The organism is Hymenobacter sp. UYP22, from assembly GCF_040547285.1.
In the GTDB taxonomy this organism is placed as follows: Bacteria; Bacteroidota; Bacteroidia; order Cytophagales; family Hymenobacteraceae; genus Hymenobacter.
The window spans coordinates 384,278-405,571 of sequence record NZ_JBEPPK010000002.1 but is presented as its reverse complement, the minus strand read 5'-3'; the positions used below and the strand labels follow the sequence as shown (position 1 = coordinate 405,571).

The 21,294-nt window shown below is 59.6% G+C and carries 13 protein-coding genes; 4 read left to right on the top strand and 9 right to left on the bottom strand.

Annotated elements, in window-relative coordinates:
- Positions 1 to 7: 7 nt before the first annotated feature.
- Positions 8 to 529, bottom strand: a complete 522-nt coding sequence (locus ABIB60_RS05100) for an RlpA-like double-psi beta-barrel domain-containing protein (RefSeq protein WP_354578171.1) — start codon at positions 527 to 529, stop codon at positions 8 to 10.
- Between the two features lie 458 nt (positions 530 to 987).
- Here ABIB60_RS05100 and ABIB60_RS05095 point away from each other — a divergent pair, with 458 nt between their 5' ends.
- From ABIB60_RS05095 to ABIB60_RS05080, 4 genes are all read left to right on the top strand, one after another.
- A complete protein-coding gene (locus ABIB60_RS05095; protein ID WP_354578169.1) occupies positions 988 to 2,184 on the top strand; it encodes an SMP-30/gluconolactonase/LRE family protein in 1,197 nt (398 codons plus the stop codon).
- Between the two features lie 301 nt (positions 2,185 to 2,485).
- The gene (locus tag ABIB60_RS05090; RefSeq protein WP_354578167.1) at positions 2,486 to 5,335 is read left to right on the top strand and encodes a 2-oxoglutarate dehydrogenase E1 component; all 2,850 of its coding nucleotides are present in this window, start codon (positions 2,486 to 2,488) and stop codon (positions 5,333 to 5,335) included.
- Between the two features lie 114 nt (positions 5,336 to 5,449).
- Positions 5,450 to 7,108: a 2-oxoglutarate dehydrogenase complex dihydrolipoyllysine-residue succinyltransferase gene (gene odhB, locus ABIB60_RS05085; protein WP_354578166.1), complete on the top strand. Its 1,659-nt coding sequence runs from the start codon at positions 5,450 to 5,452 to the stop codon at positions 7,106 to 7,108.
- A 101-nt stretch (positions 7,109 to 7,209) separates the two neighbouring features.
- Entirely contained in the window at positions 7,210 to 7,761 is a 552-nt protein-coding gene (locus ABIB60_RS05080) for a suppressor of fused domain protein (protein ID WP_354578165.1), read from the top strand.
- A gap of 108 nt (positions 7,762 to 7,869) precedes the next feature.
- Here ABIB60_RS05080 and ABIB60_RS05075 read toward each other — a convergent pair whose 3' ends face one another.
- The 8 genes from ABIB60_RS05075 to ABIB60_RS05040 form a co-directional block, all read right to left on the bottom strand.
- The gene (locus ABIB60_RS05075; RefSeq protein WP_354578164.1) at positions 7,870 to 8,223 is read right to left on the bottom strand and encodes a group III truncated hemoglobin; all 354 of its coding nucleotides are present in this window, start codon (positions 8,221 to 8,223) and stop codon (positions 7,870 to 7,872) included.
- Positions 8,224 to 8,394: 171 nt separating this feature from the next.
- Positions 8,395 to 8,796: a group III truncated hemoglobin gene (locus ABIB60_RS05070; RefSeq protein WP_354578163.1), complete on the bottom strand. Its 402-nt coding sequence runs from the start codon at positions 8,794 to 8,796 to the stop codon at positions 8,395 to 8,397.
- Between the two features lie 203 nt (positions 8,797 to 8,999).
- On the bottom strand, positions 9,000 to 10,577 hold the full coding sequence (treA, locus tag ABIB60_RS05065) for an alpha,alpha-trehalase TreA (RefSeq protein WP_354578162.1): 1,578 nt from the start codon (positions 10,575 to 10,577) through the stop codon (positions 9,000 to 9,002).
- 174 nt (positions 10,578 to 10,751) lie between these two features.
- A complete protein-coding gene (locus ABIB60_RS05060; RefSeq protein WP_354578161.1) occupies positions 10,752 to 12,818 on the bottom strand; it encodes a kojibiose hydrolase in 2,067 nt (688 codons plus the stop codon).
- Positions 12,819 to 12,989: 171 nt separating this feature from the next.
- The gene (locus tag ABIB60_RS05055; protein WP_354578159.1) at positions 12,990 to 14,768 is read right to left on the bottom strand and encodes a glycoside hydrolase family 13 protein; all 1,779 of its coding nucleotides are present in this window, start codon (positions 14,766 to 14,768) and stop codon (positions 12,990 to 12,992) included.
- A 99-nt stretch (positions 14,769 to 14,867) separates the two neighbouring features.
- Positions 14,868 to 16,433 carry a RagB/SusD family nutrient uptake outer membrane protein gene (locus ABIB60_RS05050; RefSeq protein ID WP_354578158.1) on the bottom strand — a complete coding sequence of 522 codons (1,566 nt, stop codon included), beginning with the start codon at positions 16,431 to 16,433 and terminating at the stop codon, positions 14,868 to 14,870.
- 20 nt (positions 16,434 to 16,453) lie between these two features.
- Positions 16,454 to 19,507, bottom strand: coding sequence for a SusC/RagA family TonB-linked outer membrane protein (locus ABIB60_RS05045; protein ID WP_354578156.1), 3,054 nt, complete (start codon positions 19,505 to 19,507; stop codon positions 16,454 to 16,456).
- 245 nt (positions 19,508 to 19,752) lie between these two features.
- On the bottom strand, positions 19,753 to 21,294 hold the full coding sequence (locus tag ABIB60_RS05040) for a glycoside hydrolase family 32 protein (protein ID WP_354578154.1): 1,542 nt from the start codon (positions 21,292 to 21,294) through the stop codon (positions 19,753 to 19,755).

Genomic DNA, 21,294 nt, shown 5'->3' with positions numbered 1-21,294 from the left:
GCCTGGGTTAACCAGCCTGCCAGACGGGCTCAGGAGCAAGCTTGCTGATGCGGATATCGGGCCAGCGGCCTTCGAGGCCATTTTTGCATTCCCGCTCATTCACCAGCACATCCACGCAGTGGCGGTGGCGGCGGTTCATGGTGTCATGAATAATATAGACGCCGTCGAGGTCGTCGGAAATACCGCGTACTTGCACCTTCTCGCCGTAGCGGAAGGGGCCGCCCCACTTGTCAAGTAGGTCGCGGGAAACAGCCAGCCAGCGGGTTTTGCTGGAGTGGCGGGTCGGAATGATGGAGCCATCGGCGGTTTCCATCGGGGCGTCATCCGTCTGGCCGACTTCAGGCCAGTAGGTAGTTGCGGTTACCCGGTACGATAGGGTTTTGGGAGCCTTTTTCAGGGCTACAACCGGTAGAGCAACAGATACCGGGCGGGGGCTCAAGCTGGCTACCGTGGAAGGTAAGGCCAGGGCAGGAACAGAAATAGTGCGGGGTGGGAAGAGGAAGGTCAGTAAGAATAACGCAATGGACATGACGTTTGGGTTCGTGGACTCTCGCTGATTGTCCGGAGAGAATGGACAGCCGGCCCGACTCGGCTAGTGGGTAGGGGCGCCATCCGCGTTAGCAGACTATTGAGGCCCTTTTAGGTATGGTCAGCGGCAAGAATAGCCGAAAACAGTCGTAAAAAGCAATAAACCTTGCTTGAATATAGACATATTATATAATTTATTGCACTTATAAAATGATGTCATTTTGGAGGGCTCAAAGGTACAGCTTTTTTTTAAACTGAGTTTTTACGCAATTGCTAATAATTTTAGTTGAATTAATCATAGTAATGGCAATAGTCTGGCCCCATACGCAAAGACTAGCTAGTAGGTTTTGAAGGCGGCAATGAGCGGTCAGAACTCTGCATCCGGGTACTCGTATGCCAAGCAGGCAATGCCCAACCGGCTACGCCATAGTGTTCTGTTTCTCCTGACCAACTCTTCTAATGACTTTTCCTTTCATCAGTCGCAAGCTGACCGCCACCTTGCGCAACTCGGGTTTTGTAGCCACCGTTTTGCTCGCCCAAGCCTGCAATTCGCCCTCTTCCCAAACGGCTTCAACTTCTGAAACCCCAACCGACTCCACCCAAACGGCCGCACCCGTGGCGCCAGCCAACTCGCCGCTGCAGGTAGTGGCGCAGTTCCGGGAGCCGCAGATGGTAGGCGTGGCCGTGCTACCCGATGGCCGTGTATTTGCCGACTTTCCGCGCTGGGACAACAACCCCGTAAACCCCGTGGCCGAAGTGTTGCCCGACGGTTCGGTGAAAGGCTACCCCGACGCCAACTGGTGCGCTTGGAACGAAACCGTGAAAAACGAGCCCCAGAAACACTGGATCTGCCCGCAGAGCGTGCACGCCGACAAAACCGGCATGCTGTGGGTGCTCGACCCCGCCTCACCCGGCATCAAGGGCACCGTGCCCGGTGGCCCCAAGCTGGTCAAAATTGACCCCAAAACCGACAAGGTGGTGCAGAACATCAGCATCCCGGAAAGCGTGGCCCCGCGCAAGTCCTACCTCAATGACGTGCGCATCGACACCCAGAACCAGTACGCCTACATCACCGAGTCGGGGGTGGGCAGCCTAGTGGTGGTGGATTTGAAGTCGGGGAAGGCGCGCAAGCTGCTGGCGGGCCACTCTTCGATGATGGGCGACACCACGCTCAACATCAAGGCCGATGGTAAAGAGCTGATTGATGCCACCGGCAAGCGGGCCCAGTTCAATGCCGACGGCATTGCCCTGAGCCAGGATATGCAGTACCTCTACTGGAAGCCCCTGACCAGCTACACCCTGTTCCGCATCAAGACGGCCGCCTTGCGCAACCCGGCCCTCTCGGATGCGCAACTGGCTTCGCAGATTGAGGACCTGGGCAAAGTGCCCGCCTCCGACGGTATGGAAATCGACGCGGCCAATAACTTGTATTTGAGTGCTTTCGAGGATCATTCCATCAAGCGCCGCACGCCGGCCGGCAAAATCGAAACGGTGGTGCAGGACCCCCGCCTAGAGTGGCCCGATACGTTTGCCTTCTCCGGCGACGGCAAGACGCTGTACGTGACCACCTCAGCCATCCACAAAACGCCCACCTGGAACAAAGGGGTGGGCAAGCAGGATCAGCCCTACTACATCTTCAAAATGGCGCTGAAGTAGTAGCACAGCAGTAGCGCGAACTGCACAGTTCGCGTCCCCGCACCATTACAACGGTAATCGTTCTGGGGCGCGAACTGCACAGTTCGCGCTACTGCGTGCCCGGCGCACACACTGAAAGTCGTTCCTGCTTGACGGGAGCGGCTTTTCTATTTATTTAATAGATTGGACATCGATACCGCTCATAAACAGCTAAACAGAATCATCTTGTTGATTACAAGGTTTATTTGTACATGCGCATATCAGTTTTTACTTCCTGATCAGGCTATTTACCTTTACCCCCGACACTACCAGCTCCCACCGCATGGACGCCAACTCTTATATCGCCAACGCCCACGGCGACTACCTCGACAACCTGTACCAGTCTTACAAGGCCGACCCGCAGTCGGTAGATGCGAGCTGGCAGAAATTCTTTGAAGGCTTCGACTTTGCGCAGCAGTACCCCGAGGGTGGTATTCCGCAGGCTGACGGCGAAGGTGTGCTGACTACGCCCGCCAGCACCAACCAGGCCGGTGCCATCCGGGCTGTGGATACGGTAGCGGCCGACAAGGAAACGCAGGTGCGCAACCTCATTCACGCCTACCGCAGCCGCGGCCACCTGGTGGCTAAAACCAACCCGGTGCGTGAGCGGAAGGACCGTAAGGCCCGCCTAAGTATTCAGGATTTCGGCTTGAGCGACGCTGACCTCGATACCAAATTCAAGAACGGTGAAGTGCTGGGCTTGGGCTCGGAGGCCACATTGCGCGAGATTGTAGCCGCCCTACAGAAGGTGTACACCCGCACCATCGGCTTCGAGTACATGTACATCCGCGACCCGCAGGTGCTCGACTGGTTCCGCGAGAAAGTGGAGAAGGACTCGCTGAGCTTTAACCCCAGCATCGACTATAAGAAGCGCATCCTCAGCAAGCTGAACGAGGCGGTGGTGTTCGAGAACTTCCTGCACACCAAGTTTCTGGGGCAGAAGCGTTTTTCGCTGGAAGGTGGCGAAACCACCATCCCGGCCCTCGACGCAATTATTAATAAGTCGTCGGAGCTGGGGGTGAAGGAAGTAATGATTGGCATGGCCCACCGCGGCCGACTGAACGTGCTGGCCAACATCATGGGCAAAACTTACGAGCAGATCTTCTCGGAATTCGAGGGAACTGCCGTACCGGATTTGACTATGGGCGACGGCGACGTGAAGTACCACATGGGTTACTCGTCGGAGGTGGAAACGGAGGGTGGCCGCAAGGTAAACCTGAAGCTGGCCCCCAACCCCTCCCACCTGGAGGCGGTAAACCCGGTGGTGGAAGGCTTCGTGCGCGCCAAAATCGAGCACCAGTACGGCGGCGACTACCACCAGATTCTGCCCATTCTCATCCACGGCGACGCGGCGCTGGCCGGCCAGGGTATCGGCTACGAGCTGACCCAGATGTCGTTGCTGGAAGGCTACCGCACTGGTGGCACGCTTCACTTCGTGATTAACAACCAGGTAGGCTTCACCACCGATTTTGAGGACGCCCGCTCTTCTATCTACAGCACAGACCTAGCGAAGATCATCGACGCGCCGGTGCTGCACGTGAACGGCGACGACCCCGAGGCCGTGGTGTTTGCCGTGCGCCTCGCCACCGAGTACCGCCAGCAGTTCCACGCTGATATCTTCATTGATATGGTGTGCTACCGCCGCCACGGCCACAACGAGTCGGACGAGCCCAAGTTCACGCAGCCTACGCTCTACAACCTCATCAGCAAGCACCAGAACCCCCGCGAGGTGTACAACGCTATGCTGGTGCAGCGCGGCGACGTGGATGCGCAGCTGGCCCAGCAGATGGATAAGGAGTTCCGCGACACCCTGCAGGCCCGCCTGGATATGGTGAAGCAGAAGCCGCTGCCCTACAACTACCAGCCCCTCGAAAACGAGTGGCGCACCCTGCGCCGCAGCAAGCCCGAGGACTTCGAGAAGTCGCCGGAAACCGGTATCAGCGAGGAAGTGGTAGCCAAAGTAGGCAAGGCCCTGACCACGCTGCCCGAAGGCTTTCGCCCCCTGAAGCAGATTGAAAAGCTGATGGAGGAGCGCAAGAAGATGTTCTTCGAGACGCGCATGCTGAACTGGGCCGCCGGCGAGCTGCTGGCTTACGGCTCCCTGCTCGACGAGAAGCACATTGTGCGCGTAAGCGGCCAGGACGTGCAGCGCGGCACGTTCTCGCACCGCCACGCCGTGTTGCACGATGCCGAAACCTCGGCCCCGTACAACTCGCTCAACTACATCGGCGAAGGCCAGGAGAAGCTGAGCATCTACAACTCGCTGCTGAGCGAGTACGCGGTGCTGGGTTTCGAATTCGGCTACGCCATGGCCAACCCCACAGCCCTGGTGATTTGGGAAGCCCAGTTCGGCGACTTCGCCAACGGTGCCCAAACCATGATTGACCAGTTTATCGTATCGTCGGAGAGCAAGTGGCAGCGCATGAATGGCGTGGTGCTGCAGCTGCCCCACGGCTACGAAGGCCAAGGTCCCGAGCACTCCAATGCCCGCCCCGAGCGGTTCCTGCAGCTGGCCGCCGAAAACAACATCATCGTGGCCAACATGACCACGCCGGCCAACTTCTTCCACGCCCTGCGCCGGCAGCTGACCTGGGAGTTCCGCAAGCCGCTGGTGGTGATGTCGCCGAAATCAATGCTGCGCCATCCGCTGTGTGTGTCGCCGGTAGAGGAGTTTACCTCCGGCAGCTTCCGCGAAGTGCTGGGCGACGTATACGCCGACGCCAAAAAGGTGAAGCGCGTGCTGCTGTGCTCGGGCAAAGTGTACTTCGATTTGCTGGACGAGCAGCAGCAGTCGGGCCGCACCGACGTGGCTTTGGTACGCTTAGAGCAGCTGCACCCCTTCCCCAAAAAGCAGCTCGATGCCGAACTGGCCAAGTACCCCAAAGCCAAGGTGTACTGGGTACAAGAAGAGCCCGAGAACATGGGCTACTGGAACTACCTGCTGCGCTTTATGCGTCGGGAGCTGGAAGATGTTATTTCACGTAAGCCCTCGGCCTCGCCGGCTACCGGTTACAACAAGGTGCACGTGAAAGAGCAGAAAGAGTTGGTAGCTCGTGCCTTCGATAAACCCCGGGAAGCCGTGGCCGATGACAACATCAAAGCCACCAACGAAGTAGCTAAGAAGACAGATTAGCCGTAGCGCGAACTTTGTAGTTCGCGTATCTCTGTGTTCTTTCAACAATAGTTCAGGAGCCGCGAACTACAAAGTTCGCGCTACACCCACCGAAACCCTTCAAAACTCCCACTCATGGGTCTGGAAATTAAAATCCCCGCCGTTGGTGAATCCATCACCGAGGTTACCATTGCCAAGTGGCTGAAAGCCGACGGCGACACCGTGAAGCGCGACGAAATTCTGGCCGAGCTGGAATCCGACAAAGCCACGTTTGAACTGCCCGCTGAAGCTGACGGTGTGCTGAAAATCCGGGTAGCGGAAGGTGAAACCATCGGTATTGGGACTACCATTGCAGAAATTGACGGTGCTGGTGCGGGTGCTTCGGCTCCTGCCGCTGAGGCCCCGGCTGCTCCAGCTGCCGACCCCGTGAGCAAAGGCGAGGAAAACCCCAAAGCCAGCGACCAGGCCGGCTATGGCGGCCAACCTGAGGGTGGTGCCGCCTCTGGTACTCCTGCTACCCCAGCTGCCGGTAATGGCGGTGGCGGAACCGTAGAAATGACGATTCCGGCCGTAGGCGAATCCATTACGGAAGTAACGGTGGCCAAGTGGCTGAAAGAAGACGGTGCCCAAGTGCAGCGCGACGAAATCATTGCCGAGCTGGAATCGGATAAGGCTACATTCGAGCTGCCCGCCGAAGGCACCGGCACCCTGCGTCACGCCGCCAAGGAAGGCGAAACTATTGGCATCGGCGCTACCATTGCCCGCATCGAGGGTAGTAGCGGTGCCGCTGCTCCGGCTGCGGCACCTGCTGCCGCGCCGGCCGCTAGCCAGGCTGCTCCCGCTGCTGCAGCTCCGGCCGCTTCGGCATCAACCAGCTACGCTACTGGCACGCCTTCGCCGGCTGCCGGCAAAATTCTGGGTGAGAAAGGCATCAACCCGGCCGATGTACAAGGCTCAGGTCGGGACGGCCGCATCACGAAGGAGGACGCTCAGAATGCCCAGGCCAAGCCTGCTGCGCCAGCTCAGGCCGCTGCTCCGGCTAAACCGGCTGCCCCTGCTGCAGCGCCTCAGGCTGCTCCGGTGGCCAGTGGTAACCGGGTACAGCGCCGGGAGCGGATGAGCAACCTGCGCAAGACGGTAGCCCGCCGCCTGGTGTCGGTGAAAAACGAAACGGCCATGCTCACCACCTTCAACGAGGTGAACATGCAGCCCATCATGGACCTGCGCAACAAGTTCAAGGACAAGTTCAAGGAGAAGCACAGCGTAGGCCTCGGCTTCATGTCGTTCTTCACCAAGGCCGTGTGCGTGGCCCTGAAAGAGTGGCCCGCCGTGAATGCCCAGATTGATGGCACCGACATCGTATACAACGACTTCTGCGACATCAGCATTGCCGTATCGGCCCCCAAAGGCCTAGTGGTACCGGTAATCCGCAACGCCGAGGAGTTGTCGTTTGATGGTATTGAGAAGGAAATCGTGCGCCTGGCTACCCTAGCCCGCGACAACAAGCTCACCATCGAGCAGATGACCGGTGGCACGTTCACCATCACCAACGGCGGCGTGTTCGGCTCCATGATGAGCACCCCGATCATCAACGCCCCGCAGTCGGCCATCCTGGGTATGCACAACATCGTGCAGCGCCCCATTGCCGAAAACGGCCAAGTGGTAATCCGCCCGATGATGTACCTCGCCCTGAGCTACGACCACCGCATCATCGACGGCCGTGAGTCGGTGTCGTTCCTGGTGCGCGTAAAAGAACTGCTCGAAGACCCAACCCGCCTGCTGCTGGGCGTGTAAGCGTCAAGAATTTTGACTACGCGTTTGCCGTCTTTTTCACGTGTGTTTGCACCGTGAAAAGGACGGCAAACGTGTGTTTGGGCTATCTATTTTTCACAAGTATGTACGATTTGACAGAGTTGCAGCAACACTTGCAGAATAACTGGCAAGTAGAAGCCAAACAGATGTTATGGCCAAGTGGGCCTACTGAGAAGCTGGATGCCGCTTTCCGAGTGCTGGAATTTTCGCCCGGTCCGGTGCATGCTATGTGGATATACTCAACTCTCGGTATGTCTTTGAACCAGCCGGAGGACCTTGTTGAACTGCACATATTTTCCGACAAGCAGGACGCCACGTTGGTAGAATTGCTGACAGTTGTAGCCTCCTATCATCGTAACGGTTTACCGTTAGGCTTGCACCATACCGTGAACTTTGGCCGACCTTGGCAGGATAACTCTGCTGCTTCGTTCGGCTTCGTTTCGCTGCCTTATTTGGATGGGGAAGGATTGGAAGTGTTCGAATGGGAGGACAAACACCTGCATACCCTTTGGCTGATTCCGATAACGGAAGAAGAAAGGGACTATAAAATCAACAATGGGTGGGATGCGCTGGAAGAAGCATTCGAAACTAGGCAGCTGCAATACACTAATCCGTATAGGCCTGATTGCGTGTGAAATAAAAAGCCCCTCGGATTCTGGTCCGGGGGGCTTTCTGGTATGGGTGGATGGGTGAATGAGTGAGGAGAACGGGTGGGAATTGGAGGTGGGTGAAACGGGTTGGAGCTACGCGCCGATGGAGTTGGAAGCCAGCGTGGCTACTTGGTGCATGGCTTTTTCGGCGTTGGAGCCGGAGAATTTCTCTTGTACGGTGCTGGTCAGTACTTCCGTCCAGCGCTTGAGGCACTTGGAGGGCAGCGCCGAGTGCAGCGGAATCAACTGGCCTTCCTGATATCGGGTGGTACCTAGCAGGGCACTGCTCCAATAATCATACAGCGAGGTAAGGTGGCGGGGCCAATGCACCTGCGCCACAGCCTGGCAAACGGGAGCCAGCAGCTCGTCGTTTTTTGCCTTGCTAAACGCCGTATCCACCAGCGTCATGATGTCACCTTCAGTACGCAAGTCAGGAAGAGAAGTCAAAGTAGCCATACGGAAGAGGGTCGGACGAGTGGATACGTAGCGAATTTACGCAGGTTTTGGATTTTTCGCCTATCAGCGAAAAATCTTTTTTCTCGTTACCTTTTCGCTCAGGGGCAGAGGTGGGGCTTGTACGGTCCGAAACATCCAAAGGATGCCTCGTAAGCGGGTTTTTTACAGGATGTGGTAAGGGTTGCAGGCCTGCAAAATTCGATGCTCAAATACGGCCGCAATGGTGCCGGCCCGGTAGATTGCCTCGTCGGCGACAGGTCCCTGATACTGAGCCTCCACATTTTCTACGAACAGCTTGAGCCACTGCTGAAAGTGGCTGCCGTCGATGGGCAGCGCCAGGTGCTTGGGAAAAGGCCGGCCCCGGTAGCGGCCAGTATTCAGCAGTAACCCACTCCAGAAATCATACATGGTAGCGAGGTGCTGAGGCCAACGCCCTTGCACAACGACTTCGAAAATAGGCCCCAGCAGTTCATCCGCCTGTACGCGGTGGTAAAAGGTGTCTACGAGGCGCTGTATGTCTTCCTCGGAGCGGATATCGGGCAGGGGAGTAGGTGAGTCAGCCATGAGCAAACCAGAAAAGGAGGTCGTAAGAGCGAGTTGCCGCAATTATTATACCTCCTACGAAGTCTGCCAACGGTGGCAGAGGTTTACCTCGATTTCTGGTAAGCTTGGGCTGAGGAACTGTGCATCTGCGGGGTATCAAACAAAAAGCCGGTCCTGCCAAACCCGGAGGCGAGACAATACCGACTTCCTGGTGCGGAACAGTTCTAGAAGGGTTTGTCGGGCTGGTACTTGTTGATCAGGTTGAGCAAGACACCATTAGTCCAGCCGAAACCATCTTGTAGTGGATACTCGCCGCCGCCGGCTTTGAGCTTGGTATCTACCACGTTGTACTTCTCCATCAGCTTGCCGGTTTGCTGGAATACCTCCCGGTTCAGGCCTATCCAGCGAGTAGCAATATTGCGGGCCAAGGTCGGCTGCTGGTAGCGCTCCAAGCCGCTGATGGCTATGTACTGCAGCGGGGCCCAGGCATTGGGCGCATCCCATTGCTGCCCACCCCCGCGGCGGGTGGTAGCCAGTCCCCCAGGCTTAAGGAAGTCGCGTTGCAGGCCCGCGGCTATCAGCTTGCCCTGAGGCGGGGTAGCAATACCAAACTCCAGGGGGAAAGTGCCCGCCAGGGTGAGTTGAGTGGAGCGTTGCCCGAGGCGGAAGTTATAGTCGACAAACCAATTGGCCTTGGCATCCCAGCAGTAGGCTAGAATGGCCTTTTTCCGGTTTTGAGCCTTGGTTTGGTAAGCCGTGGCCTGGGTCGAGTTGCCTTGCAGCTGGTAGGTAGTGGCGATGCTGTTTTCGAGGTAGTAGAGCAAGCAGTTCAAATCAACGGGAACCAGATCAGTGGTTTGGATGCTGCCCAGCTGCCCGTCGGGCCCAAACCATCGGGTGCTGAAGTCCCAGCCGGAAGCGGCGGCCGCCCGTATGTTGCGGTAAAACTGGGCCGGGGGCTGCTTGCTGAGCTTGGCGGCGGCTACGTCCTCAGCGTAGGATTCTTCCCGGGGCTGGTCGCTGCTGTCGTAGTAGCGGTTCAGCACCTCGCCCCCCGCCAGGCGCACGGCGCGGTTCTGGGCGGTGCCGGGCTGTAGGGTTTCGGCTCCGGCCATCCAGTAGCCGTATTCGCGCAGCAGCTGGGGCTGGTAGCGGAGCAGGGTCTGCTGGTTGCCTTCCTGCTGGGCCAGCAGGTTCACCATTAGGGCAAAAAACGGAGGCTGGGAGCGGGTGAGGTAGTAAGTGCGGTTGCCGTTGGGGATGAAGCCGTAGGTATCCAGCAGGTAGGCAAAATTGTCCACCATGTCCCGGATGACCGTGGTGCGGCGGCTTTCGGCCAGCCCGAGCATGGTGAAGTAGGAGTCCCAGTAATACACTTCCCGGAACCGCCCCCCCGGCACAATATAGGGGCGGGGCAGGGGCAGCAGGGAAGATGCCCCGGTAGGCACGGTATCGGGGTGGCGCTGCAGTACCGTCCAGAGCGTATCCAGGTGGCGACGCAGGCCGGCATCTACCTGGCTGCGGTACTGGCCGCCCACCGGGGCCGGCGGAATAAAATGCTCCGCCACAAAGGTTTTCAGATTGAAGCCGGGCGTGTCCTTCTGCTGCGCGTAAGCCCGCACGATATCGGCTGGTGGCTCCTTGGCCACGGCATCCACGAAGGTTTTATTATCCGGGTACACGCGGCCCAGCTGCACGGCTTCAAACAGGCCCGGGTACAGCTGGCGGGGCGAAGGGGGCAACTGCTGAGCGGTAGCGGGGCCGGCTACGGCCAGCAGCACCGCGAAGAATAGGTTGCGCATGGAACAGGGGATGAGAGGTGGGATTTCGTGGAACGTCATGCTGAGCTTGCCGAAGCAGCTCTACCGTTAGTAACTCACTCGTTACAACGAAGCGGTAGAGATGCTTCGGCAAGCTCAGCATGACCGTTACCATCATAACAACACTCGGGGACAAACCAACCAAGCTGCAAGGTGTCAGCGGCTGACGGAATAGGTTTTACGCTGTACGCCCACGCCCGTTATTTTCACCGACTGCCAGCCCGTGGGCAGGGTGGTTTTGCTTTGAGTGATGCCGGTAGGGGTGATGTTCAGGCCTCCGAAACCCATAAGCACCGCCTGCAGGACCCCGCCCGCGCCAGTAGCAAAATAGGGGTTGGTGCCACCTTTAGTTTCGGCAATGACGCGAAACGGAGGCAGCAGGTTGGGCTCGTAGGCATCCTTGAACCACAGCCGGGCCTTATCGGCGTTGCCGAGGTGGGCGTAAAGCAGGGCGAAGATGGCTTGCGTCATGGCCGGGGTGCCTTCGTTGGGCACGCGGGTTTCGTAGTAGGCCAAGTCCTTCCTGATCTGGGCGGGGTCGGTGATGACGTTTAGGGGGTAAGCCAGCAGGTTTACGTCGCCCTGCTTAATGCCTTCCCCTTTGTACGTAGCGTGCTCCTGGGTGGTGCCATCGGCCATTTTGAGGATAGGAATGTTCTGGGCCACGTGCAGCCAGTCGGGGTTGGGGCACAGGCCCAGCAGCTTGGCGGCGGCGGCAGCGTTGCGCAGGTTCACCTGGGCGGCGGCGTTGGTGAAGGCGTCGTTGTCCACGTTTTCGGCCCATTCATCGGAGGCCACCACATTCTTGATATCGTAGTGGCCGGGGCCGTTGCGCTCCACCCGGCTGGCCCAGAAATCGGCCGTAGTCGACAGGATGGGGTAGCCTTTTTCGCGCAGCCAGTCCCGGTCCTGAGTTACGCAGTAGTACTGCCAGGCAGCCAGGGCCACATCGGCCGAAATGTGGTGCTCAAACGGCCCGCTCAGGGCCCACACCGGTGTTTCCTCCACGCCGGTATCGGCGCTTTCCCAGGGGTACATGGCCCCCTGGTAGCCGTGGGCGAAGGCGTTGCGCCGGGCCGGCTCCAGGCGCCGGAATCGGTACTCGATGAGGGATTTGGCAATGTCGGGCTGGAGGACCAGCAGAGCCGGGAACATCCACAAATCGGTGTCCCAGAACACGTGGCCGTTGTAGCCCAGCCCTGAGAGGCCCATGGGTGAGGGCGAGTAGTCGGTGCCGGCTCGGGAAAAGCTGTAGAGGTGGTAGAGCATGCTGTGCACATCCTGTTGGGCCTGGGCGTCGCCCTGAATCTGAATGTCGCTTTTCCAGAGTTCCTCCCAGGCCTTGGCATGGAAATTCAGCAGGCGCTGTTTGCCTTCGAGGCGGGCAAAAATGGTCAGGCGCTCAGCCTCATTGAGCGGGTCGGCGTGGTGGGAGGAGGTAATGGAGGAGCCCGCTACGGCGTAGGAATACGTCTGTCCGGCCTTCAGCGGTTTGCCGAACTTGATCAGGTGCATGTTGTTGTCCCACATTTCATGAATCACCCGGGGTTCCTGGCCGTGGGGCTCCTCAAACAAAAACGTGTTGGACGCGCACAGCTGCATCTTGCCGGTGGGACTTTTGGCCGAGGACGTGAGCAGGCTCAGCACCACGTGGGGGCGGTCAATTTCGTTGTAGTAGTTCTGGGCGTCGCGCAGGGCGTCGGGGGTTTCCATCACGCTAGCCGCGCCCAACTGCAGGTCTTTTTTGGCCGTGATGCTCACATCCATGAGCACCGTAAAAGGAAGGTGGCGCAGGGAGTAGTAAGTGTAGCGAATGGTAGCCTTGTCGGCGTAGTCGAAGCTGGTGGTGAGACTGGCCCGCCGCATATCCAGCTCCTGCCGGAAGTTGGTGGCATCCTTACCAGAGAGCCGGCGGCCGTCTACCTCCAGATACATATTCAGCAGGTTGAAGCTGTTAAGGAAGTTGCTGACCCGCCCGCGCCCGTACTGGTCGTAGGCCCCGGCCAGCACCACACTCTTCACCTGAAACGGCTCGGGCGCCGACACTACGCCCAGCATACCGTTGGCCACCGTTACGCCGTAGTAGTTTTTCGGGTCGATGGTGGAGGCCGTAACGCGCCAGGGGTCGGGGGCCTGGGCGGCGGCCGGGGAACATACGCCCGTACTCAGCAGCGCCAGCGCGGCCAACAGGGTTTTCAGAGCCAGAAAAGGAAAGCGGAGCATAGTGGGTGGGAAAGGACGGTGAAACAGGAAACGGTGGAAGGCAAGACTTTTGCTGTCATGCAGAGGCGCAGCCGAAGCATCTCGCGTGCTGATGTTGCAACATTAATCAGGCATCAGCACGCGAGATGCTTCGCTACGCTCTGCATGACGTTCTGCTCTTATCCATCACAATTACTTCAAGGGCAGCACCAGTGCCTGCCAGGGCTGTAGGGCCAGCGTGGAAGCAGAGGTGAAACTAGGGTAATTGTTGAGCCAGGGGGCACCATTCAGGGTGAGGCCGGTCGGCAGGGGCCAGGTGCGGTTTTCGGAGGAGAAGTTGAGCACTACCAGCACTTTCTCGAAGCCCTGGGTGCGGGTGTAGGCGTAAATGTGGGGGTTGGGCGCGTCGAGCAACTGGTAGGCTCCATACACCAGCACCTTGTGCTGCCGGCGCAGCGCCACGGCCCGCCGGAAGTAGTTCAGCACCGAGCTGGGGTCCTGTTCCTGCGCGGCCTGGTTTACGGTGCGGTAGTTGGGGTTTACTTTCAGCCAGGGAGTGCCGGTGGTGAAGCCCGCGTTGGCCGTGCTGTCCCACTGGAAGGGCGTGCGGCTGTTGTCGCGGGAGAAACGCTGCAGGTTTTTGAGGTAGGCCGGCAGGTTGCCGCCCTGGCTTTTCACCAAGGCATAGCCGTTGAGGGCCGCCAGGTCGCGGTATTCGGTAATCTTGTCGAACCGGATGTTGGTCATGCCCAGCTCGTCGCCGTTGTAGCAGTAGGGCGTGCCGCGCATGGTGAGCAAGAAAGTGTTGAGCAGCTTGGCTGACGCCGCCCGGAACGCCGGCCGGTCGTCGCCGAATTTACTGGTCATGCGGGGCTGGTCGTGGTTGCCCAGGTCCAGGGCCTGCCAGCCGGTTTGGGCGAAGGAACTGTCCCACTTGGTAAACACGCGCTTCAGCTCCGTGAGCCGGTAGGTTTCGGAGTTGCTGCCCACACCGGTACCCTCGAAGTGGTAGGTCATGTCCAGCTCTTTGCGCTCGGGGTCCACAAACAGGTGGGCCTCCTGGGGGTTGCGGCCCGCGCCTTCGGCCACGCTCATCACGTTGTAGTGGCTGAGCACCTCCCGGTTCATTTCCTGCAGGTAATCGTGCAGGCGGGGGCCGTGGTTGTAGGCGTTGGCGTAATTCTGCTCGGTGAGGCCGGGCATGGGCGGGAAGCTGGGATCCTTGGCCACAAACTGGAACGCATCCATCCGGAACCCATCAATGCCCTTATCCAGCCAGAACTTCATGATGCCGTACACCTCCTGCCGCAGCTTGGGGTTGTTCCAGTTCAGGTCGGGCTGCTTTTTGGAGAAGATGTGCAGGTAGTAGGAGTTGGTGGGCGCACTATACTGCCAGGCGTTCTTCTTTACATCGAAGGTACTGTAGCGGGCCGGCGGGGTGCCTTTCTCGGCGGGCCACCAGTAGTAATAGTCCCGGTACGGGCTGCTACGCGAGGCACTGGCCGACTTAAACCAGGCGTGCTCATCGGAGCTGTGGTTTACCACCAAATCCATCACCAGCTTCAGGCCGCGCTGGTGCATGCCCTGGAGCAGCGCGTCGAAGTCCTGCATGGTGCCAAACTCCGGCATAATCCGGCGGTAATCGGAAATGTCGTAGCCGTTGTCGTCGTTGGGTGAGGCGTAGATGGGGTTGAGCCACACGGTACCCACGCCGGTGCTTTTCAGGTAATCGAGGCGGGAAATGATGCCTTTCAGGTCGCCCACGCCGTCGCCGTTGCTGTCCTGGAAGCTGCGTGGGTATAGCTGGTACACCACCGTTTCCTTCCACCAGCAGGGCTTTTTGGCGGTGATGCTGTCAGTAGTGGCGGTGGTAGCGGCAGCCGTAATGGCTTCTATTTTGGGGTTCTGGTTGCAGGCGGCAGTCAGCACGGCCAGCAGCGGGAGCAGGCGGGAAAGGCGGTGGATTTTCATCAGCAGGAAAAGCAATACAGCGTACACGCAGACAGGCCGCCGGCTGCCGCCAACGCGGGCGGTAACCAACGGCCTGCTGGTATCGGATTAGGGAAAAGGCTAATAACCGGGGTTCTGGGTGATGTTGCGGTTGATATCCACCTGCGTTTGCGGAATGGGGTACACCAAGCAGCGGGGGTTACTCTGGGGCTTGTCTTTACGGGCCAGCAGGAACTTGCCGAACCGAATCATATCCTGCCGCCGCCACGACTCGCCGTACAGCTCCCGGCCCCGCTCTGCCAGCAGCCCGTCCAGGGTGAGGGAGCCCAGAGCGCTGGCTCCGCGCGAAGGGTGTGTGCGCAGGGAGTTGACGATGGCCAGAGCCGTACCGCCGTAGCTGCCAGCGCTGGTGGGCGTACCGCCCCGCAGCATGGCTTCGGCCTTCATCAGCAGCACATCGGCCAGGCGGAAGCTCACATGGTCATTCTCGCATCCGTTACCGCCCTTGGCTTCGCTCACGTAGTCAACGGGGTATTTCAGGGGGCGAATACCTTTGGCTTCCAGATCGGAGCCGGTTTCCGAGAGGTTGATGTCTTTGGTGAAAATCAAGGGAGCCCCGCCCCGCGTAGTCAGGGCCGCGTCGTTGGTAAGGTTGTACTGCTGGCCCACCAAAAAGCCCACGTTGATGCGCCGGCCGGGGTTAGCCGGGCCGCCCGCTACGTCGTAAGCCTGGCCCCGGCGCTTGTCGGTGGCTTCAAACAGGTCGTAAAACTCGGCAGTGGTAGCCGGGCCGTTGTAGCCGTCCACGGGGCGCATGTTGTAGTGCGATACAAACTTCCAGAAGTCGCGCGTGGGGCCGCTGTTGCCGAAGGTGTTGGCCTGGGTGAAAATGTTTTCGGTGCCAATGGTACCGTTATTGGGCGCGAAGTTGTCGAAGAAGTTGGCCGTAAAGGAGTACTTGCCGCTGTTGATGACTTCATCGGCCAGCCGAATTACCTGGTTCATATCGGCGGCGGCGAAGGTGGGGGTGGCCCGGTTGGCGTACACGCCTTTATTGAGGTAGCACTTCATCAGTAGCACGCGGGCGGCATCCTTGGTGGCGCGGCTCACGGGGGCATCGGGCAGGGCCGCCTGCACGGCGGTAAGCTCGCTCACAATAAAATCCAGGGCCTCACTGCCCTTACGTACCCGCGCCAGCGTGCTCAGGTCTTCGCCCGGGTCCCGGTACAGCACCTGGTCGTACATATCCAGCACCAGGTAGCTGGCCCAGGCCCGCAGGAACCGGGCTTCGGCCCCTTGCTGGGCCGTGGGCGAAAAGCGAAGCAGGTCGGTGGTGGCGTAGATGATACCGTTGAGCTGGGTGTAGGTGTCGCGCACCCGCTCATTATTAGCATCCCAGGTATGGTTGAACAGCTGCCGCCACTTGCCGTTGTCGTCCCAGTCGGGGCCGCGGGTGGGCATAATGCGGGCATCGGTGGATACTTCCTGCAGGGCAAATACGCTCACGCACCCTTGTATAGGGTCGCGCTGAGCATTGTAGGCACCCGTGAGCAGGGCCGCCGGACCATCGTTGGAAACCTGGTTTTCGGTTAGCTGGCCTTCCAGCTCTTCGTTCAGCTCGCAGCTGCTGGCTAGTTGCAGCCCAGCCAGCAAGGCGGCCGTCCAGGCAAGTTTGGTATATCTCATGGTGGGAAGCGAAGTAGAGATTAGAGGGAGAAGTTGACGCCCAGCGTGAAGGTGCGGGCGCTGGGGTAGGGCAGGTAGTCGATGCCCACCGAGGGTACCTGGTTGGCCCCGCGCTTCACGGTATTCACCTCAGGGTCAAAGCCGTCGTACTTGGTAATAACGAACAGATTCTGACCCGTGATGTACACGCGGGCTCCTTTGAATACGCTGCCCACGTCGCCCACGCCGTAGGAAAGCGTGAGGTTAGACATCTTCAGGAAGTCGCCTTTTTCCAGGTAGCGGGTAGAAGCCGCCGCCGGGTTGCCAGTCGATTCTTTGGTGCCATTCTCAAAGGTGGAGAGGGCAATGTTTTTGCCGGCCCCAATCTGGCCCACGTTGCCCACGGCGTTGATGGTGTTGTTGTACACGTACTGGCCGAATACGCCCGTCATGTTGGCAATCAGCGAGAGTTTGCCGTAGCGGGCATTGGCGCTCAGGCCCAGCAGCGTGCGGGGATTGGGGCTACCCGAGTAGGCAATGGGCCCAAGCTCGTTAGACAAGCCCTGGTCGTTCAGGCCGGTGAACTGGGGCAGGAAGAAGGCATTGATAGGGTAGCCGTTGCGGATCAGCTGGGAGGTAGACCCCGACAGGCCCTGCCCGTTGATAGCCCCGGTTATAATGGCCGGACCCACCAAATCGGACACTTCATTGCGAATGAAAGTGGCGTTGGCGTTAAAGCCCACGTCCACTTTGTCCTTGCGCACCAGCACGGTGCCCAGGCTCAACTCCACCCCCTTGTTCACGATTTTTCCATCCAGGTTGGCCCAACGGATGGGGGCGTTGGAAGGCCGGGGCTCCCCGGGTACAGTCGGGAACAGCAGGTCGGTGGTGGTTTTGTAGAAGTAGTCAGCCGTGAAGGTCAGGCGGTTGTCAAACGCCCCAACATCAATACCGGCGTTGAATTGCGCATCCGACTGCCACTTCAAATCATCGTTGCGGGCATTGAGCGGGGAGCGGGCCTCGCCATTCTCGTCCAGCGTGTACCGGGCCTGAGCCGAGCCGGCCGGAAACTCTTGGTTACCGGTGCGCCCGTAGCCAGCGCGTAGTTTTAGCTGGCTGAGCCGCTCGGCCGGGAAAAAGGATTCCTGGCTCAGGTCCCAGGCCACGGCAAACGAGGGGAAGTAGCCCACCCGGTTGTTGGGCCCGAACTTGGTGCTCTCATCCCGGCGCAGGGTACCGGTAAGCACCACCCGGTCTTTGAAGTTCAGGATAACCCGCCCAAACACTGACTGCAGCTGCGAGGAAGGGTCCACGAAAGAGGAAATGCGCCGGTTGCCAGCGGCCGAGTACTGAATGTAGTTGGTGTAGTCAAGGCCGAATACTCCGAAGCCCCCACCGGTGGGGTTGCCGAAGGCATTCACGTTGGAGCCCGAGTTGGCAAACTTCGTGTACTCATAACCCAGCACCGCGTTCAGGTTCAAGCTAGTGGCTACGGCCTTGTTGAAGTTCAGCGTGTGAGTTATCTGCTGGGTTACCAGCTCGTTGTCACTGATGGAGGCAAAGCCCTTGTCAATCAGGTCGGGGAAGTTGATCAGGCGCTGGTCGATGGAAGTGCGCCGCTGCCCGGTGTTGTAGTTCACGCTGATCAGGGCCCGGTAGTTCAGCCAGGAAGTGAAATTATAGTAGGGCGAGGCGCTGGCCAGAATGGTCGTTACCCGGGAGTTGTCGTTGTAGTACTCTTGGTTGGCCAACGGGTTCACTACGTCGCCGGCCACCACGTAGAGCGAGCCATCGGGGTTGCGCAGGGGCTGCGTGGGGTTCCACTGCAGGGCCTGCCCAATGAGGGAGCCCCGGAAGCCGGCATCGGTGGTAATGGGGGCCAGCTGCTCGCGGAACTGGCTGGTGGAAATGTTCACGTCGAGCCCCAGCTTCTTGCTCTGCAAAAACTGCAGGTTGGTAGAGAGGTTGGCGCTGTACTTCTTGAAACCAGTTTTGCGCACAATGCCGTCCTGGTCGAGGTAGCCCAGGGAGAGACGGTAACGGCCGGTTTCGCCGCCGCCGCTCACGGCTACGGTATAGTTTTGCAGGTAGCCAGTACGCAGAATCTCGTCTAGGGCATTCACGTCGCCGCCCTTGTCGTTGGTGGCGGCCACGCCGTAGTAGGTAAGGGCCTGCCGGTACTGGCTGGCATCCAGAAACTCGGGCCGGCGCAGCAGGGTGGAGAAGCCGTTTGAAATTCCTACGTTCAGGGTTGGGGCACCCGATTGGCCCTTTTTGGTGGTAATCAGTACCACCCCATAAGCTGCTCGGGAGCCGTAAATAGCCGTCGCCGACGCGTCCTTTAGTACCGTAAATGACTCAATGTCATCGGGGTTGAGGAAGTTGAGCGGGTTGCTGTCGGCGCCGGCCCCAATATCGGCAGAGGCCACCAGGCCCGGCCGAGCCGAACGCCCGTCCAGTGGCACGCCATCTACCACGTACAAGGGCTGGCCGGTGCCCGTAACAGCTGAGTTGCCCCGAATACGGATAGTAGATGGTCCACCGGGCTGCCCGCTGTTGTTGCTCACTTGCACCCCCGACACGCGGCCCTGTAGCAGCTGGTCGGGAGAGGTGAACGTGCCCCGGTTGAAGTCCTTTTCGCCTACCACGGCCACGGCCCCGGTTACGTCCTGCTTGCGCGCCGTGCCGTAGCCTACCACCACCACGTCGCCCAGTACCTGAGTGTCCTCACGCAGCGTTACCTGCACCGTCGACTTATCCGCAATACTGACTTGCTGGGTAGTAAAGCCCACAAAGGAGAACGACAGCGTAGTGGCCGCCGCAGGAACATCCAGCCGGAACGAACCATCGGGACCGGTGCTAGTCCCGACAGTGGAGCCGGGCACCACTACCGTTACCCCCGGCAGCCCACCGGAGTTTGCGTCAACCACCCGGCCGCTGATGGCCCGCGTGGCCTGCGCCTGGCTCAGAAGCGGCGTGAGAATGCACAGCCCGCCAAGTGCCAGGGCCTTCAGCCACACGGGCGAGGGTTGGGCAGCCAGCCCTGGGGCCAACTGCTCCTGAGATTTGTACCGTTTGTACCAGTTGTTATTCATGAGTGAGGGAAAAAAGTGTGGGAATTCATCAGGCACTTAGCGCAGCACAAGCCCGCTGCCGCCACTCGGCAGAAAAGCAGGACAACGGACTTGGCTTTGCTACATGCAACTCATCAAAGGCGTTCTGGTGCAACCTGTTAGCCATTTGGGGGTGGCTCGTTGTGGGACGGGCGCCGCCGGGCTTATCAGGGAGTAAGGGTCAACTAGGGGTTAGGTGAAACATCACGGCAAAGAGCCCACCGTGGCTAGGGTGTCGGCTGGCTCAGGTTGGTCAGGCGTAGCTGAGTGAGTTGCACCGGCCCACCCTCGGCCCGGAGGCTGAGGCGGCCCATGTGCTGGCGCGGAAAAACCAGGTCGGTCAGGGTGGTTTCCCCGTCCTGGGCGAATACCTCCACTACCGACTTGTCCACCAGCAGGCGTAGCTTCAGCTGGCCGTTTTGCAAGGGCACCCGTGCCGTTTCCAGGGAGCTGGCAAACATCGGGTGGAAGCTCACGTTGCCGGATTGGGTGCGGTCGAGGGTCAGCTCCTGCCGGGCCACGTTGTAGCGTAGGGTGGTGCGCTCGGCCTCACTTTCCAGCACGTTCAGGCTAAACGCGGTGGCCGTGCCCGGCTTCACGGTCAGCTCCAGGTCGTAGGATTCACCACGAAAAGCCACCGGCAAGCCAGCTGCGCCGGGTTTGATGGTCTGATTTTTCAGGCTGAGAACCTCTTTGCCCAAGGTGCGCAGCTCGGCAATGGGCTGCTGCACCAGGGCCAGGCCGGCCGCCGTCTGGCGCAAGCTCAGCTCCCGGGGCACGGCGAAGTTGCCGCGCCACTCGTCGCCGGTGGGCACGTCGCGGGCGTAGGCCCAGTCGTTGGTCCAACCCACCAGCAGGCGGCGGTTGTTGGGAGCGTTGTTGAAGGTGACACCGGCGAAGTAGTCCTTGCCAAAATCCACGTAGGCTGGCTCCTCGTAGGGCTGGTCAGGCGTGAACGTCTTGCCATCAAACCGGCCCAGAAAATACTGCTGCCCCCGAAACTGCTCAGTGGGGTTGCCGGCCGAAATCAGCAACACCCAGCGGGTACCGCCACCCGGCACCGGCAGCTCAAACAAATCGGGGCATTCCCACTCTCGTACTGTGTTGCCGGCCCGGCCCCAGCGGCTCATAAAGTCCCACTTCTTCAAGTTCTTGGATTCGTAGAAGTACACCTGCTGGCGGTCGGCCTTCACCGTGGCCATCACCCATTTCTGCTGGGGCGCATACCAGAACACCTTGGGGTCCCGGAACTCCTTGCTGCCGATATCAAGCACGGGGTTGCCGGCGTAGCGCTGCCAAGTGCGGCCGCCATCCTGACTGGTGGCCAGGTTCTGGTGCTGGGCCAGTACCACGCCCGGCTTCTCCTGGTGGCCGGTATAGAAGGCCACCAGCCCATCGGTTTTGCCGGCCGGAAACAGACCCGAGGTATTGTCCTTGTCCACCACGGCGCTGCCCGAGAAAATCATGATGTTACTGCCTTCGGGGCCGGGGTATTCGGTGAGGGCCACCGGCAGATGCGTCCAGCGCAGCAGGTCGGGGCTGGTGGCGTGGCCCCAGCTCAGGTGGCCCGGCTGCGCCGATTGGGGGTTGTACTGGTAAAACAGGTGGTACTGGCCGTTGCTATACACCAGCCCGTTGGCATCATTGATCCAGTTTTTGGGCGCGGTGAAGTGGTACACCGGCCGGTAGGGGTCGGTGGGGGCAGACGTTTGCGCCGGGCAGGAAACGGCACTGAGCAGGGCAGTAGCAGCTAGTAGGATGTTCTTCAT

Coding starts and splice junctions, on each gene's coding strand:
- ABIB60_RS05100 (WP_354578171.1), bottom strand. CDS start 529: ATGTCCATTGCGTTATTCTTACTGACCTTCCTCTTCCCACCCCGCACT.
- odhB (WP_354578166.1), top strand. CDS start 5,450: ATGGGTCTGGAAATTAAAATCCCCGCCGTTGGTGAATCCATCACCGAG.
- ABIB60_RS05090 (WP_354578167.1), top strand. CDS start 2,486: ATGGACGCCAACTCTTATATCGCCAACGCCCACGGCGACTACCTCGAC.
- ABIB60_RS05070 (WP_354578163.1), bottom strand. CDS start 8,796: ATGGCTGACTCACCTACTCCCCTGCCCGATATCCGCTCCGAGGAAGAC.
- treA (WP_354578162.1), bottom strand. CDS start 10,577: ATGCGCAACCTATTCTTCGCGGTGCTGCTGGCCGTAGCCGGCCCCGCT.
- ABIB60_RS05050 (WP_354578158.1), bottom strand. CDS start 16,433: ATGAGATATACCAAACTTGCCTGGACGGCCGCCTTGCTGGCTGGGCTG.
- ABIB60_RS05080 (WP_354578165.1), top strand. CDS start 7,210: ATGTACGATTTGACAGAGTTGCAGCAACACTTGCAGAATAACTGGCAA.
- ABIB60_RS05055 (WP_354578159.1), bottom strand. CDS start 14,768: ATGAAAATCCACCGCCTTTCCCGCCTGCTCCCGCTGCTGGCCGTGCTG.
- ABIB60_RS05060 (WP_354578161.1), bottom strand. CDS start 12,818: ATGCTCCGCTTTCCTTTTCTGGCTCTGAAAACCCTGTTGGCCGCGCTG.
- ABIB60_RS05095 (WP_354578169.1), top strand. CDS start 988: ATGACTTTTCCTTTCATCAGTCGCAAGCTGACCGCCACCTTGCGCAAC.
- ABIB60_RS05040 (WP_354578154.1), bottom strand. CDS start 21,294: ATGAAGAACATCCTACTAGCTGCTACTGCCCTGCTCAGTGCCGTTTCC.
- ABIB60_RS05045 (WP_354578156.1), bottom strand. CDS start 19,507: ATGAATAACAACTGGTACAAACGGTACAAATCTCAGGAGCAGTTGGCC.